Origin of the sequence: Belnapia mucosa, assembly GCF_016775475.1 — a bacterium.
Taxonomy (GTDB): Bacteria; Pseudomonadota; Alphaproteobacteria; order Acetobacterales; family Acetobacteraceae; genus Belnapia; species Belnapia mucosa.
On the sequence record NZ_JAEUXJ010000006.1, the window covers coordinates 101,227 to 117,384 of the forward strand.

General features: G+C 71.0%; 14 protein-coding genes. 2 read left to right on the forward strand and 12 right to left on the reverse strand.

The genetic code is table 11. The features are described 5' to 3' along the window. Nucleotides 1–16 precede the first annotated feature (16 nt). The 12 genes from JMJ55_RS15830 to ruvX form a co-directional block, all read right to left on the reverse strand. A complete protein-coding gene (locus JMJ55_RS15830; RefSeq protein WP_236033761.1) occupies nucleotides 17–574 on the reverse strand; it encodes a hypothetical protein in 558 nt (185 codons plus the stop codon). A 266-nt stretch (nucleotides 575–840) separates the two neighbouring features. Further along, nucleotides 841–2,160, reverse strand: coding sequence for a citrate synthase (gene gltA / locus JMJ55_RS15835; protein ID WP_202826548.1), 1,320 nt, complete (start codon nucleotides 2,158–2,160; stop codon nucleotides 841–843). A gap of 127 nt (nucleotides 2,161–2,287) precedes the next feature. Then, complete coding sequence (locus JMJ55_RS15840) at nucleotides 2,288–2,848, reverse strand: thermonuclease family protein (protein WP_202826549.1); 561 nt, start codon at nucleotides 2,846–2,848, stop codon at nucleotides 2,288–2,290. A gap of 44 nt (nucleotides 2,849–2,892) precedes the next feature. Next, nucleotides 2,893–4,320: a S41 family peptidase gene (locus JMJ55_RS15845; protein WP_202826550.1), complete on the reverse strand. Its 1,428-nt coding sequence runs from the start codon at nucleotides 4,318–4,320 to the stop codon at nucleotides 2,893–2,895. A 71-nt stretch (nucleotides 4,321–4,391) separates the two neighbouring features. Then, nucleotides 4,392–6,512, reverse strand: a complete 2,121-nt coding sequence (locus JMJ55_RS15850; RefSeq protein ID WP_202826551.1) for a ribonuclease R family protein — start codon at nucleotides 6,510–6,512, stop codon at nucleotides 4,392–4,394. Further along, the gene (gene topA / locus JMJ55_RS15855; RefSeq protein ID WP_202826552.1) at nucleotides 6,512–9,289 is read right to left on the reverse strand and encodes a type I DNA topoisomerase; all 2,778 of its coding nucleotides are present in this window, start codon (nucleotides 9,287–9,289) and stop codon (nucleotides 6,512–6,514) included. The genes JMJ55_RS15850 and topA overlap by 1 nt, the downstream gene beginning before the upstream one ends. Before the next feature lie 68 nt (nucleotides 9,290–9,357). Further along, complete coding sequence (gene dprA, locus JMJ55_RS15860; RefSeq protein ID WP_202826553.1) at nucleotides 9,358–10,461, reverse strand: DNA-processing protein DprA; 1,104 nt, start codon at nucleotides 10,459–10,461, stop codon at nucleotides 9,358–9,360. Between the two features lie 64 nt (nucleotides 10,462–10,525). Next, entirely contained in the window at nucleotides 10,526–11,110 is a 585-nt protein-coding gene (gene plsY, locus JMJ55_RS15865; RefSeq protein ID WP_202826554.1) for a glycerol-3-phosphate 1-O-acyltransferase PlsY, read from the reverse strand. Then, nucleotides 11,107–12,390: a dihydroorotase gene (locus JMJ55_RS15870; RefSeq protein ID WP_407927542.1), complete on the reverse strand. Its 1,284-nt coding sequence runs from the start codon at nucleotides 12,388–12,390 to the stop codon at nucleotides 11,107–11,109. The genes plsY and JMJ55_RS15870 overlap by 4 nt, the downstream gene beginning before the upstream one ends. A 1-nt stretch (nucleotide 12,391) precedes the next feature. Beyond that, nucleotides 12,392–12,880 (reverse strand): hypothetical protein, encoded by a 489-nt coding sequence (locus JMJ55_RS15875; protein WP_202826556.1) that lies wholly within the window; start codon nucleotides 12,878–12,880, stop codon nucleotides 12,392–12,394. Beyond that, complete coding sequence (locus JMJ55_RS15880; RefSeq protein WP_202826557.1) at nucleotides 12,880–13,830, reverse strand: aspartate carbamoyltransferase catalytic subunit; 951 nt, start codon at nucleotides 13,828–13,830, stop codon at nucleotides 12,880–12,882. Before JMJ55_RS15880 ends, JMJ55_RS15875 begins: the two co-directional genes overlap by 1 nt. After that, nucleotides 13,831–14,328, reverse strand: coding sequence for a Holliday junction resolvase RuvX (gene ruvX, locus JMJ55_RS15885; protein ID WP_202826558.1), 498 nt, complete (start codon nucleotides 14,326–14,328; stop codon nucleotides 13,831–13,833). A gap of 45 nt (nucleotides 14,329–14,373) precedes the next feature. Here ruvX and gatC point away from each other — a divergent pair, with 45 nt between their 5' ends. Both gatC and gatA read left to right on the forward strand, forming a co-directional pair. Continuing rightward, nucleotides 14,374–14,661 carry an Asp-tRNA(Asn)/Glu-tRNA(Gln) amidotransferase subunit GatC gene (gene gatC / locus JMJ55_RS15890; RefSeq protein WP_202826559.1) on the forward strand — a complete coding sequence of 96 codons (288 nt, stop codon included), beginning with the start codon at nucleotides 14,374–14,376 and terminating at the stop codon, nucleotides 14,659–14,661. A 1-nt stretch (nucleotide 14,662) separates the two neighbouring features. After that, nucleotides 14,663–16,150, forward strand: a complete 1,488-nt coding sequence (gatA, locus tag JMJ55_RS15895) for an Asp-tRNA(Asn)/Glu-tRNA(Gln) amidotransferase subunit GatA (protein WP_202826560.1) — start codon at nucleotides 14,663–14,665, stop codon at nucleotides 16,148–16,150. Nucleotides 16,151–16,158: the final 8 nt, after the last annotated feature.

Here is a 16,158-nt window from a genome sequence, read left to right on the forward strand (position 1 = left end):
CCGGTATCATGCCCGATCAGGGCAGGCGCATGAAGTTCGCCGTGGCGCTGGCGCGCGCGATCAGCGCCCGCATATCCGGATTCTCATGCCCGCGCTCGGCGGTCAGCGCCTCCATCGGGCAGTAGAATTCATGCGGCTGGGCGATCTGGTTGCGGGCGAAGCCCTCGTAATGCCGCATCTTCAGGCCGAACAGGACCCGGACATCCCGCACCGGCAGGATCAGCGGCCCGGTCGGTTCCTCCTTCAGCATCCGGATCAGCCGCCAGCGCGGCGTCTGGTCGTTCGGCTGAGCGGGGCCGAGCAGCCAGTCCAGCGGGCAATGTGCCATCAGCGAGGAGGTGGTCGGCGCGAAGCGGGACCGCTTGTCGAGCAGGTTCTGCAGCGAAGAACAGGCCTCGATGCAGAGGATGTCGACATAGGGGTCCACCGGTTCCGGCGAGAAATGCAGCCAGAGCCCGTCCGGCAGGGTCCGCAACCGGTTGGAGCCTGGCAGCTTGAGGAAGGGCTGGTTGGTGGCCGCCGGATCACCCGGCCGGCCCCGTAGCCAGGTGCCGGGCTGCTTCGGGCTGGGCATGACGCCAGGGGGCCGTTGCGGCCATTTTTTGAGCTGTGTGCGCACCTGCCGATCCAGGGAGTGCGGCATGGCCTGTGCAGTCTCGCTCATTGGAGGAGTCCTGATCCCGTTTTGCAACCTGATGGGATCAAGACCCTATTCGATACGAATTAGCAAGATTAACTCGTAACGATATGGTAATTTACATCTCCCTGTGGGGCTGTCGCGACAACGCCGGCCGGGGTCTCCCCCGACCGGCGCTGCCAGCATGCAGATGACTTCGCCAATCAGTCGCGGCGGGAGACCGGCACATAGTCGCGCGTCCCGGCACCGCTATAGATCTGCCGCGGCCGGCCGATGCGCTGGGCGGGATCCTCGATCAGCTCCTTCCACTGGCTGATCCAGCCGACCGTCCGCGCCACCGCGAAGAGCACGGTGAACATATGGGTCGGGATGCCCATCGCCTTCAGGATGATGCCCGAATAGAAATCGACGTTCGGATAGAGCTTGCGGGAGACGAAGTAGTCGTCCTCCAGCGCGATCCGCTCCATCTCCATCGCCATGTCGAGCAGCGGCTCGTCCTTGATGCCGAGCTCGGCGAGCACCTCGTGGCAGGTGTCCTTCATGATCTTCGCGCGCGGATCGAAGTTCTTGTAGACCCGATGACCGAAGCCCATGAGCTTGGTGTGAGCGTTCTTGTCCTTCACTTGCCGGATGAACTCAGGGATGTTCTCCGGCTTGCCGATCTCGCCGAGCATCTTCAGCACCGCCTCGTTGGCGCCGCCATGCGCCGGGCCCCAGAGCGCGGCGATGCCGGCGGCGATGCAGGCGAAGGGGTTGGCGCCGGTGGAGCCCGCCAGGCGCACCGTGCTGGTCGAGGCGTTCTGCTCGTGATCCGCATGCAGCACCAGGATGCGGTCCATGGCGCGCGACAGGATCGGGTTGTTGACATAGGGCTCCGCCGGGACGGCGTTGAGCATGTAGAGGAAATTCTCCGCGTAATTCAGGTCGTTGCGCGGATACATGAAGGGCTGGCCGATGGAATACTTATAGGCCCAGGCGGCAATCGTCGGCACCTTGGCGATCAGGCGGAAGGCCGCGATCTCGCGTTGGCGCGCATCGTTGATATCAAGATTGTCGTGATAGAAGGCGGCCAGCGCCCCGACCACGCCGCAGAGGATCGCCATCGGATGGGCGTCGCGGCGGAAGCCGTCGAAGAAGCGCCGCAGCTGCTCATGCAGCATGGTGTGGCGCGTCACATTGGTGCGGAATTCCGCCAGCTGCTTGGCATTCGGCAGCTCGCCCTCGAGCAGCAGATAGGCGACCTCGGTGAAATCGGACTGCTCGGCCAGCTGCTCGATCGGATAGCCGCGATAGAGCAGCACCCCCGCATCGCCGTCGATATAGGTGATCTTGCTCTCGCAGGAGGCGGTGGCGCCGTAGCCCGGATCGAAGGTGAAGATGCCGAGCTCGCCATAGAGCTTGCGGATATCGACCGTCTCCGGGCCGAGCGTGCCCGAGAGCAGCGGCAGGGTGGTGCTGCGGTTGCTGCCGTCCAGCGTGACCGTGACGGTCGGTTTCGCCCCGCCGGGTGCCGTGCTGCTCATGGGCCTGTGTCCTCGGATGTTGCGGCGCCGCCTGGTCGCGGGGCCGGATGGTGCAGTGCAGAATATCGGCTGGTCGCGCGGCTTGGCAACGCGGGGCCATACAAAAGGAGAACTTGCGCACTTCCCATTATGGAGCGCGACGCCAGGCCTCCGGTGGCGTAGCCCCGCCCGACCAGAGGCCGCGGCCCGCTTCCCGCGCCCCTGCTTCCAGCGCAGCGAGGGCCGGCCGGTTCGGTGCGGCGAGCGCCCAGCCGGCGGCGACCAGGGCTGGGCCCAGCTCCGTCCCCTCGGCCTCGCATTGCCCCATCGCCCGGCCCAGCCGGTCGCGGCCCTGGATGCGGCAGCCGATCTCGCGCCCCTGGACCAGGCGGGCGAGCGTCTCGGCCGCGGCCCCGGCGCAATCCATAATGATGCCGGCGGCCGTGCGGCAGCGGGCGGTGCCACGCTCCGGCACGACCAGCCCATCGAGCCGCACCACCCGGTCCCCGAGGCGCAGTGCGTCGCCATCCAGCACGCTGACCTCGGCGGCCGGGGCCGACCAGTTCTGTTCCGGGACGGCGGAGCCGAGCAGCGCCCTGGGCGGCGCCCCGGCGAGCAACGCCGCCAGGCCGAGTCCGGCGCAGCCGATGGCAATGGTGCCCCACCGGCGGGGCTGGGGAGCGGGTCGGAAGATGCGTCGGCGGCGCATGGGGCAGCCCTACCGCCTTCGCGCCGATCCCGCAACAATTCCGCTCAGCGCGCGAGCGCCGCCTCGTAGAGATCGCTCTCCTGGATCAGCTGCCGGGCCAGGGTTGCATCCAGCGGCCGGCCCTCGGCGGGGGGGCAGGTGTCGCGCAGCGCCGCCAACTCGCTCGCCGGCACCGGGGCCCGTGCCGCCCGCTGCCGGGCTAGGGCCGCAGCCATGGGCGGGTTGCCCGCACGCAGCCGCGCCAGCTCACCCGCCACCGCTTCGGCGCCGAGGCTGGTGCAGAGGGCGGGCAGCACGCCGAGATCCTGCAGCGGCCAACCGCGCGGGGCGAGCACGCGGGACCAGGTCACCAGCAGCTCCCCGCCATTTGGCAGCGGCACCACCACCTGGACCAGCCCCTTGCCGGTGGTGGCGCTGCCGACCACCACGCCCCGGCCGCGATCCGCCAGCGCCGCCGCCACGATCTCGGCCGCCGAGGCGGTGCGGCCATCGACCAGCACCACCAGCGGCGCGCCCTCGGCCCGGTCGCCAAGCGTCGCCCGGTAGATGCGCGCGGCATCCGGATGGCGGCCGGCGGTCTGGGCGACGATCCCCTCCTCGAGGAAGGCGCCCGCCACCGCCACCGCCTGTCCGAGCAGCCCGCCGCGATTGCCGCGCAGGTCCAGCACCACGCCGCGCGGGCGGTTGGCGCGCGGGCCTTCCGGGCGGAAGCCATCGGCCAGGGCCGACGTCACCAGCCGGTCCGTCGCCGTGGAGAAATTCTGGAGCCGGATCCAGAGGATATCCTCCTGCCGCTCGGCATGGACCGTCTCCGGCGGCAGCAGGCTGCGCAGCAACCGGACCTGGAAGCGGCGCCGGCCGCGCTGGAGGCGGATCGCCACCTCGGTCCCGGCCGGGCCTTCCAGCAACAGTGCGGCGGTGGCGAGATCATCGGCCGAAATCGGCTGGCCATCGATCGCCAGCACCCGGTCGCCGGGCCGCAGCCCCGCCTCCACCGCCGGGCCGCCGGGCCCGACCGTCGCCAGAATCACCTCGCCGCCCCGGCCCGCGGCGAGGCGGAGGCCGAGCCCGACCTGGCCGACCCGCCTCCCGCGCGCCGCCTCGGCCTCCTCCGGAGTCAGGTAGCGGCTATAGGGGTCGAGGTGGTTGAACAGCTCCTCGAAGCCGCTGCGCAGCATCCGCTCCGGCCCGGCCCGGCGGAGCAGGGGCGAGACCTCCCAGGCGGCGGCGTAGAGGGCGGCGAGGCCGACCGCCAGCGGCTGCGCCGCCGCATCCGGCGCCGTCGCGGGGGGCATCGGGCGGGCCGCGAGCAGCCGGTCGCCGGCGCTGAGCAGCAGCGTGCCCGATCGCAGCTCCCCCTTCAGCGCTGGCTCCAGCACCTCCAGCCCGCGCAGCGTCCAGAGGCCGAGATCGCCGGGGGCGGCGCGTTCGATATGCCGCTCCAGCACGGCGCCGAGGGCGACGGTCAGCACCGCCTGGACCGGCTCGCGCGGGAAGGGCTCCTGCGCCGCCGCCAGCCCGGGCAGCAGCAGCAGGAGGACGATCAGCGCCGCCTGCGCCCAGCGGAGCGTGAAGCGGGAACGCCCTGCATGAGATGGAAGACCAGCCCGCCGGTGCGCGGCGCTGCCTCGGCCAGACGTGCCTCGACCGCCTGGCCCAAGGCAAAGCGAAGCCCTGTCCTCTGGCCCGCCAAGGCGTGCCGCGGCAAATCCTGCAACCATCGGTCGTCCGGCAGGGACGCGAGAGGAACAATTCCCGTCGCGCCATTCGCCTCCACGGTGACGAACAGGCCGAAGCGTGTCACCCCGGAAATATGGGCGGGGAACACGTCTCCGATACGATGTGCCATATAGGCCGCAAGATAGCGCTCCACCGCATCCCGCTCGGCCGTGGCGGCGCGGCGTTCGGTGGCGGTGATGTGCTCGCCCGTCTCGACGAAGCGGCCCGCCTCCTCCTCGGTGAGGCCATCGGGGCCGAGGCGGAGGCCGCGGATCAGGGCCCGATGGACCAGCAGGTCGGCATAGCGGCGGATCGGGCTGGTGAAATGGGCGTAGCGCGGCAGGGCCAGGCCGAAATGGCCGTTATTGTCCGGCGCATAGGCGGCCTGGGACTGGCTCCGCAGCAGCGTCTCGTTCACCAGCCGCTCCTCCGGCGTGCCGCGGACGCGCTCCAGCACGGCGGCGAAATCGCCGGGGCGGACCCGGTCGCCGGGGGGCAGGGCGATGTCGAAACTGGCGAGGAAGGTCCTGAGCCCCTCCAGCTTCTCATCCGAGGGGCGGTCATGGATGCGGTACAGGCAGGGCTGGCCGAGCCGCTCCAGCTCCTCCGCCGCGCAGACATTGGCGGCGACCATGAATTCCTCGATCAGCCGATGCGCCGTGAGCCGGGCGCGCGGCTCCACCGATAGCACCCCACCGGCCTGATCCAGCACCACGCGGCGCTCCGGCAGGTCGAGATCGAGGGTGCCGCGGCGGTCGCGGGCGGATTGCAGCGCGGCATAGGCGCCGAGCAGGGCCTCGCGCGTGCCGGCCGGGTCCTCGCCCGCCTCGAATCCCTCATAGGTCAGGCGGGCGGCGCTCCGCATGATGCCTCGCCCGAAGCGGTGGCTGGTCTTGGTCCCGGCGGCATCGATGCTGACCTCGGCGAAGAGGCAGCCGCGCTCCTCGCCGGGCTTCAGGCTGCACCAGCCATTGGACAGCGCCTCCGGCAGCATCGGCACGACGCGGTCGGGGAAATAGACGCTGTTGCCGCGCAGCCAGGCCTCGCGGTCGAGCGCGCTGCCCGAGCGGACGTAATGCGCCACATCGGCGATGGCGACGAGGAGGCGCCAGCCGCCCTCCGCCGGCTCGGCCCAGACCGCATCGTCGAAGTCGCGCGCATCCTCGCCATCGATGGTGACGAGGGGGATGGCGCGCAGATCCTGCCGGCCCTCGGGCGCAACGCCGCGGGCGGCCTCGGCTTCGGCCAGCGCCCGGTCTGGCATCGCATGCGGGATGCCATGCACATGGATGCAGAGCAGCGAGACCGAGCGCGGCTCCCCCATCCGGCCGAGCCGTTCGACGATGCGGGCGGGGCGGAGGCCGAGCGGCCGGCCGGGGAGCGGCTCCGCCAGGACCAGCTCGCCATGCTCGGCCCCGCCCTCGGCGCCCGGCGGCACTTCCCAATCGGAGCGGTGCCGGCGGTCTACTGGCTTGATGCGCCCGTCCTCAAAGATGCCGAGCAGCCGGCCCGGGGCGCTGCCGATGCGCTTGACCGTGCTGCCGTCGTAGCGTCCGCGCCCGGCCGGCTTCAGGCGTGCCAGCACCCGCTCGCCAGGGGCCAGGGCCGGCTGGCCGGCGCGTTCGGGGCGCATATAGATCAGGGGCATCGCGCCCTGTTCCGGCTTCCAGCCGAGCGGGCGGGCCAGAGGATCGCCATCCGGATCGGTGCCGAAGACCTCAACCACCGCCATCTCTGGCAGCCGGCCGGGGGCGGCGAGGCCGCGGCGGCCGGCGGGCATGGCGCCGCCTTCGGCCAGCACATCCCGCAGCAGGGCGCGGAGCGCCGGGCGCTGGTCGGAGGAGAGGCCGAAATGCCGGCTGATCTCCGTCTTGCCGACCTTGCCCGGCGCGGCCTCGATGAAGCGGCGCAGCTCCTCCTTGGAGGGGAGGGGGCGCTCCGTCATCAGGCCTTGGCGGCCGGCTTCCGGGCCGGGGCCTTGCGCGTGGCCGGCTTGGCCTTGGCCGCAGGCTTCTTCGCTGCCGCGGCGGCCGGCTTGCGCACGGCGGGTTTCGCCGCGGCCGCGGCCTTGCGGGGCGCGGGCCTGGACGGCTTGGCCTCGGCCTCGGCCGCGCCATTCGCCTTGGCGGCCGGTTTTGCCGCCTTGCCCTTGCCCTTGGCGCCCTTGCCCTTCGGCACCAGCTCCTTGCCCTTCTCGGCCAGCAGGGCGACGGTTTCCTCCAGCGTCGCATCCTCCATGACGAGGTTGCGCGGCAGGTTGGCCACCATCTTGCCGTGCTGGGCATAGGGGCCGAAGCGACCCTTGCGGATCTCGACCGGGGCGCCGTCCTTTGGATGCGGCCCGACGAAGCGGACTTTTGCCCTGGCTTTTGCCAGCAGCTCCATCGCCCGGTTCATGCCGAGCGAGAGCACGTCATCCCCCGGCTCCAGCGACTGGAAGATGGAGCCCACCTTGATATAGGGCCCGAAGCGGCCGAGCCCGGCCTGGATCTCCTCGCCGCTCTCGGGGTCCCGCCCGATGACGCGGGGCAGGGAGAGCAGCTTCAGGGCGCGGTCCAGGTCGAGCGTATCCGCATCCATGTCGCGCGTCAGGCTGGCGCGGCGCGGCTTGGTCGGCTTGCCCTTCTCATCCGTCCCGCCCTCGCCGAGCTGGACATAGACGCCATAGGGGCCGCGGCGGACCGTCACCTGCTCGCCCGTCGCCGGGTCACGGCCGAGCTCGCGCGGGCCCTCGGTCAGGCCCGTCGCACCCTCGCCATCGGCGCCAGGGGCGATCAGCGGCCGGGTGTAGCGGCATTCCGGATAGTTGGAGCAGCCGATGAAGGCGCCGGTCCGGCCGAGCCGGAGGCCGAGCCGCCCGCCGGAGCAGGCCGGGCAGACGCGCGGGTCGGTGCCGTCGCCGCGCTCGGGGAAGAAATGCGGGCCGAGCTCGGCATCCAGCGCGTCGATGACGTCGCTGATCTTGAGCTCCTTGGTCGCGTCCACCGCGCGGCGGAAATCGTCCCAGAAGGCGTGCATGACCGCGCGCCAGTCGATCTTGCCGCCGGAGATGTCGTCCAGCTGCTCCTCGAGCCCGGCGGTGAAGCCGGTATCGACATAGCGCTCAAAGAAATGGACCAGGAAGGTGGTGACGAGGCGGCCGCGATCCTCCGGGATAAAGCGGCGCTTCTCCAGCTTCACATAATCCCGGTCCTGCAGGGTCTGCAGGATCGAGGCATAGGTGGAGGGGCGGCCGATGCCGAGCTCCTCCATCTTCTTCACCAGGCTCGCCTCGGAATAGCGTGGCGGCGGCTGGGTGAAGTGCTGGCTGGCCATGACCTCGCCGCGCTTCAGCGGATCGCGCTCCCGCATCGGCGGCAGGGTCCGGCTTTCCTCATCCTCCTGCGCGCCGGTGACAAGGCCGGCGCGGGCATCGGCGGCGCGGTCGTCCTCATCCTCGCGGTAGAGCTTCAGGAAGCCGTCGAAGGCGATGACGGAGCCGGTGGCGCGCAGCACCGTCCGCTTCGCCGGGTCGGCGATCTCGACCGTGGTCTGGTCCAGCTCGGCCGACTGCATCTGGCTGGCGACGGCGCGCTTCCAGACCAGCTCATAGAGCTTGCGCTGCCGGTCATCGAGGAAGCGGGCGACGCGGTCGGGCGTGTTGCGCACATCGGTCGGGCGGATCGCCTCATGCGCCTCCTGGGCGTTCTTCGCCTTGGAGGAATATTCGCGCGGTGCGCCGGGCAGGTAGTCCGGGCCGAATTCACCCTTCACATGGTCGCGGATGGCGGTGATCGCCTCGCGCGCCATCTGCACGCCATCGGTCCGCATATAGGTGATGAGGCCGACCGTCTCGCCCTGGATATCGACGCCTTCATAGAGCTGCTGGGCGGTGCGCATGGTCTGCTGCGCGCCCATGCCGAGTTTGCGGCTCGCCTCCTGCTGGAGCGTCGAGGTGGTGAAGGGCGGCGGCGGATTGCGGCGGACGCGGCGCTTCTCGACCGAGAGGACGGAGAAGGTCCCGGCCTCCACCGCCGCCTTGGCGCGCATCGCGCTCGCCTCGTCCGGCAGGTCGAACTGGTCGAGCTTCTTGCCGTCGAGATGCGTGAGCCGCGCGGTGAAGGGCGCGCCCTGCGGCGTGGTGAAGCGGCCCTCGACGGTCCAGTATTCGCGGGCCTTGAAGGCCTCGATCTCCGCCTCGCGCTCGCAGATGAGGCGAAGGGCCACCGACTGCACCCGGCCGGCCGAGCGGCTGCCGGGCAGCTTCCGCCAGAGCACGGGCGAGAGGGTGAAGCCGACCAGGTAGTCGAGCGCGCGGCGCGCCAGATAGGCATCGATCAGCGGCGCATCGAGGTCGCGCGGATGGGCGATCGCGTGCTGGATGGCGCGCTTGGTGATCTCGTTGAAGGTGATGCGCCGGACCTCGACGCCCTTCAGCGCCCCCTTCCGCGCCAGCATGTCCTTCACATGCCAGGAGATCGCCTCGCCCTCGCGGTCCGGGTCGGTGGCGAGGAAGAGGCGGCGGGCGCCCTTCAGGGCGCGGGCGATCTCATTGACCTGGCGCTCGCCGCGATCCTCAGACTCCCAGTCCATGGCGAAGTCTTCCTCCGGCCGGACAGAGCCGTCCTTCGGGGGCAGGTCGCGGACATGGCCGAAGCTGGCGAGGACCTTGTAGTCCCCCCCGAGGTATTTGTTGATCGTCTTGGCCTTGGCGGGCGATTCGACAACGACGACGTCCGTCATGGACTCCAGATCCCTCGGCCTTCGCGGCCGGGCATAAAGGCCGGTCCCGGCCATCCTGTCGCGCCAAATCAGGCCTGGCCGGTGAGGGCCACGCGGTTTCCCGGCAGCGTCTCGACCCGCCCGGCCAGTTCGAGATCGAGAAGGATCGCCTGGACCGCGGAGGGCGAGAGGTGGCAGCGCCGCACCACCTCGTCAACCGCAATGGGGGCGGTTCCAAGCAATTCAAGAACTTGTCCAGCCTCGCCCTTGGGCTCGGCGGGCTCCGGCGCCGGCTCCGCTGCCGCTTCGGCGATCAGGCGGGGGGCAAAGAGGGGGGCGGGGCGAGGGCTCTCGGGCAGGTGTTCCAGCACATCGGCCGCCGATTCGGTCAGATGCGCGCCCTGGCGGATGAGGTCGTTGGACCCCCGCGCGCGCGGGTCGATCGGGCTGCCGGGGACGGCGAAGAGCTCCCGCCCCGCCTCCAGCGCCATCCGGGCGGTTATGAGGCTGCCGGACCGCGGCGCCGCCTCGATCACCACCACGCCGAGGGCGAGGCTGGCGACGATGCGGTTCCGCTTGGGGAAATGCCGGGCGAGGGGGGCGGTGCCGAGCGGCGCCTCGGCCAGCACCGCCCCGCCTTCGGCCGCGATGCGGGCCTGCAAGCCGGCATGGTCGGGCGGATAGGGCTGGTCGAGCCCGCCGGCGACCGCGGCGATGGTCCGGCCACGGCGGAGGGCGCCGAGATGGGCGGCGGCATCGATCCCGCGCGCCAGGCCCGAGACGATGGCAAGGCCGGCGCCGGCCAGCTCCTCCGCCAGGCCCTCGGCGATGCGGCGGCCGGCGGCGGAGGCGTTGCGGGCGCCGACCAGGGCTACGGCCCGCGGGGCCAGCGCCGCCGGATCACCGAGCAGGGCGAGGACCGGCGGCGCGTCATGCAATTCCTCCAGCAGCGGCGGATAGCCGGGCAGGCCGAGGAAGAGGAAGCGGCCGCCGAGCCGGCCGAGGGCGGCCGTCTCCCGCTCCGCCAGGGCCGGCGGCGGGGGCCGCAGCTTGCCACGGCTGACATCCGGCAGGGTGGCGAGGGCGGCGCGGGCGCTGCCGAAGCGCAGCATCAGGCGGCGAAAGGTCTGGGTGCCGACGCCTTCCGTGCGGGCGAGGCGGAGGCGGTCGAGGGCGTCGGGCGGCGCATCCATGCTCGGCTGGTCCCTGGGAAGGCCAGGAACCATGCCGGCGGCGGAATGTCCAGAAATTCGTTGCCTAAGCTTTACGACCGATCCGCGGCTCGGTCCCGGCCAGCAGGCGCCGGATATTGGCGTGATGGCGGATGGCGACCAGCACGGCGATCCCGGCGCTGAACAGGGCAAGGTCCGGGCGCCCGGCCAGAAGGGCGATCACCGGTGCCGCGACGCAGGCCGTGAGTGAGCTGGCGGAGGAAATGCGCGTCGCGAAGGCCATCGCCAGCCAGACCAATGCCGCGCCCAGGCCAAGCCACCAGGCAGCGGCCAGCAGCACGCCGCCGCCGGTCGCCACGCTCTTGCCGCCCTTGAAGCCCAGCCAGACGGGGAAGGCATGGCCGAGTACGGCGCCGAAGCCGGCCGCCAGCCCCGCCTGCTCGCCCCAGAGGCTGCCGGCTAGCCAGAGGGCAAGCGCCCCCTTGGCGATGTCGAGGGCGAGGGTCGCGGCGGCGAGCAGCTTGTTGCCGGTGCGTAGGACGTTGGTTGCGCCGATGCTGCCGGAGCCGATGGCGCGGACATCGCCGAGGCCGGCCGCACGGGTCAGCAGCAGCCCCCAGGGGACGGAGCCCAGCAGGTAGCCGAGCAGGAGGGCGAGCAGCATCGTCATATGGCGAAGACCCGGCGGCCGGATTTCCAGGTGCCGATCACCCGCCCCTCCAGCGCGCGGCCGTCGAAGGGAGAGTTCTGCGCCTTGCCGGGCAGGCTGCCGGCCTTCACCTGCCAGCCCCGATCGAGCTCGAACAGCACCAGATCGGCCGTCGCGCCCTTGGCCAGCCGCCCGATCGGCAGGCCGAGCAGGGCCGCGGGCCGGGCCGTCAGCAGGCCGAGCGCCTGGAGCAGCGGCAGGTCTCCGCCATGGACCCGGGCGAGCGTCACGCCGAGCAGGGTGGCGAGGCCGGCGCCGCCCGCCTCGGCCTGGGCGAAGGGCAGGCGCTTGTCGTCGGCATCGCGCGGCTGGTGGTCGGAGGCGATGGCATCGATGGTGCCATCCTGCAGCGCCGCGACCACGGCTAGGCGGTCGGCCTCCGGCCGCAGCGGCGGGGAGAGCTTCGCATAGGTGCGGTAGTCGCCGATCGCCGTCTCGTTCAGGTCGAAATAGGGGGGCGCGGTGTCGCAGGTGACGGCCAGCCCCTCGGCCTTGGCGGCGCGGATCAGGTCGAGCGCCGCGCCGGTGCTGACATGGGCGAAATGCACATGTCCGCCGGTGAGCCGGGCGAGGGAGATGTCGCGCTGGACCAGCATCGCCTCGGCCGCGGCCGGGATGCCGGGCAGGCCGAGCCGCGTCGCCAGCTCGCCCTCGGTCGCGGCGCCGCCGGCGGCGAGGCCAGGCTCCTCCGGATGCTGCACCACCATCCGCCCGAAGGCGCGGGCATAGGAGAGGGCGAGGCGCATGGTCCGCGCATGGCCGATGGCGCGGCGGCCATCGGTGAAGCCGACGGCGCCGGCTTCCAGCAGCAGCCCGTATTCGGCGATCTCCTTGCCCTCGCAATGCTTGGTTGCCGCGGCATAGGGCAGGAGGGTGATGCTGCCCGTCGCCTCCCCACGGCGGAGGACGAATTGCACCAGCGCCGGGTCGTCGAGGGCCGGCTCCGTATCCGGCAGGGCGCAGAGGGTGGTGATGCCCCCCGCGACGGCGGCGGCGGCAGCCGAGGCGATGGTCTCGCGGTGCTCGGCGCCCGGCTCGCCGATGGCGGCGCGCAGATCGACCAGGCCGGGGGCGAGGCAGGCGCCCTCGGCGGCGACGATCTCGGCGCCTTCGGGGCGGGAGAGGTTGGGGCCGTGGTCGAGGATCAGTCCGTTGCGGACAAGCAGGTCGCCCGGCGCGTCGAGGCCGGTGGCGGGGTCGAGCAGGCGGGCGCCGGTGAAGACGATATCGGTCACATGCACCTCATGGTCTGTCCGAGGGCGTCAGGCCTGATACCCAGTCGTCGAATAGCTGGGCCAGTTTCCAAAGGGACATGGCGCAAGGGACGCCTAGTAGAAGAATCCAGAACAGGGCGACCCAAAACGAGAGCAGCTCCTCGTGCGCCACCATACGGCCCCCCCGCCCGTCGACATGGACCGGGACAAGCTGCCCGGCCGCCGGCACGATCATGGGCTTGGACCAGGAACCTTGCCGATGGACGACGATCTGTTCCTGAACCCATCGGCCGTTCGAGGACTGCACCTGAGCGTATAGAAGGTAACGGCGACCCTTGCGGGTACCGGTCTTGGTGTCGATCGGCTCGCCGATAATGGTCGCGTTCTGCCGCTCCCAGGTTAGGGCAACGGCAGCGTCGCCCACGGCTTCTTTGACGATAAATCCAAGCAGAATTGCGATGGGTAGAAGGCCAACCACCAGGAAAGCAGGCGAGTCTCGCGCTTTCGGGTCCAGCATCAGACATTCCGCCGCAGATCCCGCGCCAGCACGTCGAGCACCGCCATCCGGCAGGCGACGCCCATTTCCACTTGTTCGCCGATCACGCTGCATTCCGGGTCGTCGGCGATGGCGCTGTCGATCTCGATGCCGCGGTTCATCGGGCCGGGATGCATCACTATGGCATCCGGCTTGGCCCAGCCGAGCTTCTCCCGATCCAGGCCGAAGAAGCGGAAGAACTCGCGGGAGGAGGGGACGAGGCCGCCCGTCATCCTCTCCCGCTGGAGGCGCAGCATCATCACCACATCGGCGCCGGCGAGGCCCGCCTTCATGTCATGGAAGACCTCGACGCCGAGGCGGGCGGCCTCGGCCGGGATCAGGGTCGGTGGGCCGATGACCCGGACCCTTGCGTTCATCGCCGTCAACAGATGGATGTTCGACCGCGCAACGCGGCTGTGCAGCACGTCGCCGCAGATGGCGACGACCAGCCCCTCCAGCCTGCCCTTGCGCCGGCGGATCGTCAGCGCGTCGAGCAGCGCCTGGGTCGGATGTTCATGCGTGCCGTCGCCGGCATTGATGACGCTCGCGGATACCTTCTGGGAGAGCAGGGCCGGGGCGCCGGACTGCGCATGGCGGACCACCAGCAGGTCGCAATGCATGGCGTTCAGGGTGGTCGCCGTGTCGATCAGCGTCTCCCCCTTGTTCACCGAGGAATTGGAGACGGACATGTTGATCACATCCGCCCCCAGCCGCTTCCCCGCCAGCTCGAAGCTGGTGCGGGTGCGGGTGCTGTCCTCGAAGAAGAGGTTGATCAGGGTCCGGCCCTTGAGGAGGTCCCGCTGGGTCTTCCCCTGGCGGTTGAGCAGCGCATAGCTCTCGGCCAGGTCGAGCAGGGCGCCGATATGCGGCGGCTCCAGCCCCTCGATGGCGAGGAGATGGCCATCGGGGAGGATGGGGAAGGAGAAGGACATCTAGGACTCGCCAGTCTCGGGTGGCGGGACACTAGCGGCGGGGCGGGTCGCGTCCAAGGCCGCCTGCAGCATATAGGCCGCCGCCGCCGCATCCACCGCTGCCGCCCGCTTCGCCCGGCTGAGATCGGCGGCCACCATCATCCGGTTCACCGCCGCGCTGCTCAGACGTTCGTCCCACATCGCCACCGGCAGCCCGGCCGCCGCGGCCACCGCCATGGCCCAGTCCTTCGCCGCCTGCGCCGCCGGACCGAAGCTGCCATCCATCGACAGCGGCAGACCGGCCACCAGCCCGCCCACGCCCTCCTTCCGCGCGATCGCTGCCAGCTCCGCCGCATTGGCTGCCAGCTTGCCCCGCTTCAGGCTGCCATAGGGACTGGCCAGCAGCAGCGAGACATCGGACAGCGCCAGCCCCACCAGCTTGCTTCCGGGGTCGAGCCCCAGCAGGCGTTGCCCCCGGGGCAGGGCGGCGCGAAGGTCGGTCAGGTTGAACAGGGCCATGGGGGGCCTTATAGCCCCCTCTCGCGTGCAGACTGGAATGGACCCATGTCCCTCGATATCCCGACGGTACGGCGCATCGCCGCCCTGGCCCGCATCCGGCTGGAGGAGGGCGAGCTCGCCCAGGCCCAGGCGGAGCTGAACGGCATCCTCGGCTGGATCGAGCAATTGCAGGCGGTGAATACCGAAGGCGTGGAGCCGATGGCGGGCGGCGGCGCCGTCGCCCTGCGCCCGCGTCCCGATGCGGTGACCGATGGCGGCATCGCGGACCAGATCCTCGCCAATGCGCCCGACCGTCAGGGCGAATATTTCGGCGTCCCGAAGGTGGTGGAATAAGATGCACCCGACCGACTTCACCCTGCGCGGCGCGATCGATGCGCTGAACGAGGGCATCATCACCTCCGTCGATCTGACCCAGGCGCATCTCGACGCCATCGCGGCGCTGAACCCGCGCCTCAACGCCTATATCACCGTGACCGGCGAGCAGGCGCTGGCCCAGGCCCGCGCCAGCGATGCGCGGCGGAAGGAGGGCGTCGCCGGCCCGCTCGAGGGCGTGCCGCTCGCCATCAAGGACCTGTTCTGCACGGCGGGGACGCTGACCACGGCCGGCAGCCGCATCCTCGGCAATTTCACCCCGCCCTATGAGAGCACCGTCTCGGCCAACCTGCTGCGGGATGGCGCGGTCTTCCTCGGCAAGGCGAATCTCGACGAATTCGCCATGGGGTCGTCGAACACCACCAGCGCCTCCGGGCCGGTGGAGAATCCGTGGTCGCGCGCCAACGACCCGGATACGCGGCTGGTGCCCGGCGGCTCCTCCGGCGGCTCGGCGGCGGCGGTCGCGGCGCGGCTGGCGCTGGGCGCGACGGCGACGGATACGGGTGGCTCGATCCGCCAGCCGGCGGCCTTCTGCGGCATCGCCGGCATCAAGCCGACCTATGGGCGGTGCAGCCGCTTCGGCATCGTCGCCTTCGCCTCCTCGCTCGACCAGGCGGGGCCGGTGGCGCGCACCGTCGAGGACTGCGCGATCCTGCTGCGCTCCATGGCCGGGTTCGACCCGAAGGACAGCACCAGCGCCGATGTCCCGGTGCCCGACTTCGCCGCCGCCTGCGCCCGCGGCGTGAAGGGCCTGCGCATCGGCGTGCCGAAGGAATACCGGCTGGAGGGTACGCCGCCGGAGATCGAGGCGCTCTGGGAACAGGGCCTCGCCTGGCTGCGCGAGCAGGGGGCGGAGACGGTCGAGATCAGCCTGCCGCACACGCAATTTGCGCTGCCGACCTACTATATCGTCGCCCCGGCCGAGGCTTCCTCCAACCTTGCCCGCTATGACGGCGTGCGCTTCGGCCTGCGCGTGACGGAGCCGAACAGCGACCTGCGCGACCTCTACGAGCGGACGCGGGCCCAGGGCTTCGGCGCCGAGGTGCGCCGGCGCATCCTGATCGGCACCTATGTGCTGAGCGCCGGCTACTACGACGCCTATTACCTGAAGGCGCAGAAGATCCGGGCCCTCATCAAGCGCGACTTCGACGAGGCCTTCGGCAAGGTCGACGCCATCGTCACCCCGGCAACGCCCTCGGCCGCCTTCGGGATGGACGAGAAGCAGGACGACCCGGTGAAGATGTACCTCAACGACGTCTTCACCGTGACGGCGAACCTCGCCGGCCTGCCGGGCCTCGCCGTGCCGGCCGGGCTCGACGCCCAAGGGCTGCCGCTCGGCCTGCAGGTGATCGGCCGGTCCTTCGATGAGGAGACGGTCTTCGCCGTCGGCGCGGCGATCGAGCAGGCGGCGGGCTTCACCGCCCTGCCGCGGCTGCGGGCGGGCGCCTAGCATGCTCG

Bases quoted from the DNA above. Each gene is read 5' to 3' on its own strand.
- JMJ55_RS15830 (WP_236033761.1), bottom strand. From the start codon at position 574: ATGCCCAGCCCGAAGCAGCCCGGCACCTGGCTACGGGGCCGGCCGGGT.
- gltA (WP_202826548.1), bottom strand. From the start codon at position 2,160: ATGAGCAGCACGGCACCCGGCGGGGCGAAACCGACCGTCACGGTCACG.
- JMJ55_RS15840 (WP_202826549.1), bottom strand. From the start codon at position 2,848: ATGCGCCGCCGACGCATCTTCCGACCCGCTCCCCAGCCCCGCCGGTGG.
- JMJ55_RS15850 (WP_202826551.1), bottom strand. From the start codon at position 6,512: ATGACGGAGCGCCCCCTCCCCTCCAAGGAGGAGCTGCGCCGCTTCATC.
- topA (WP_202826552.1), bottom strand. From the start codon at position 9,289: ATGACGGACGTCGTCGTTGTCGAATCGCCCGCCAAGGCCAAGACGATC.
- dprA (WP_202826553.1), bottom strand. From the start codon at position 10,461: ATGGATGCGCCGCCCGACGCCCTCGACCGCCTCCGCCTCGCCCGCACG.
- plsY (WP_202826554.1), bottom strand. From the start codon at position 11,110: ATGACGATGCTGCTCGCCCTCCTGCTCGGCTACCTGCTGGGCTCCGTC.
- JMJ55_RS15875 (WP_202826556.1), bottom strand. From the start codon at position 12,880: ATGCTGGACCCGAAAGCGCGAGACTCGCCTGCTTTCCTGGTGGTTGGC.
- JMJ55_RS15880 (WP_202826557.1), bottom strand. From the start codon at position 13,830: ATGTCCTTCTCCTTCCCCATCCTCCCCGATGGCCATCTCCTCGCCATC.
- ruvX (WP_202826558.1), bottom strand. From the start codon at position 14,328: ATGGCCCTGTTCAACCTGACCGACCTTCGCGCCGCCCTGCCCCGGGGG.
- gatC (WP_202826559.1), top strand. From the start codon at position 14,374: ATGTCCCTCGATATCCCGACGGTACGGCGCATCGCCGCCCTGGCCCGC.
- gatA (WP_202826560.1), top strand. From the start codon at position 14,663: ATGCACCCGACCGACTTCACCCTGCGCGGCGCGATCGATGCGCTGAAC.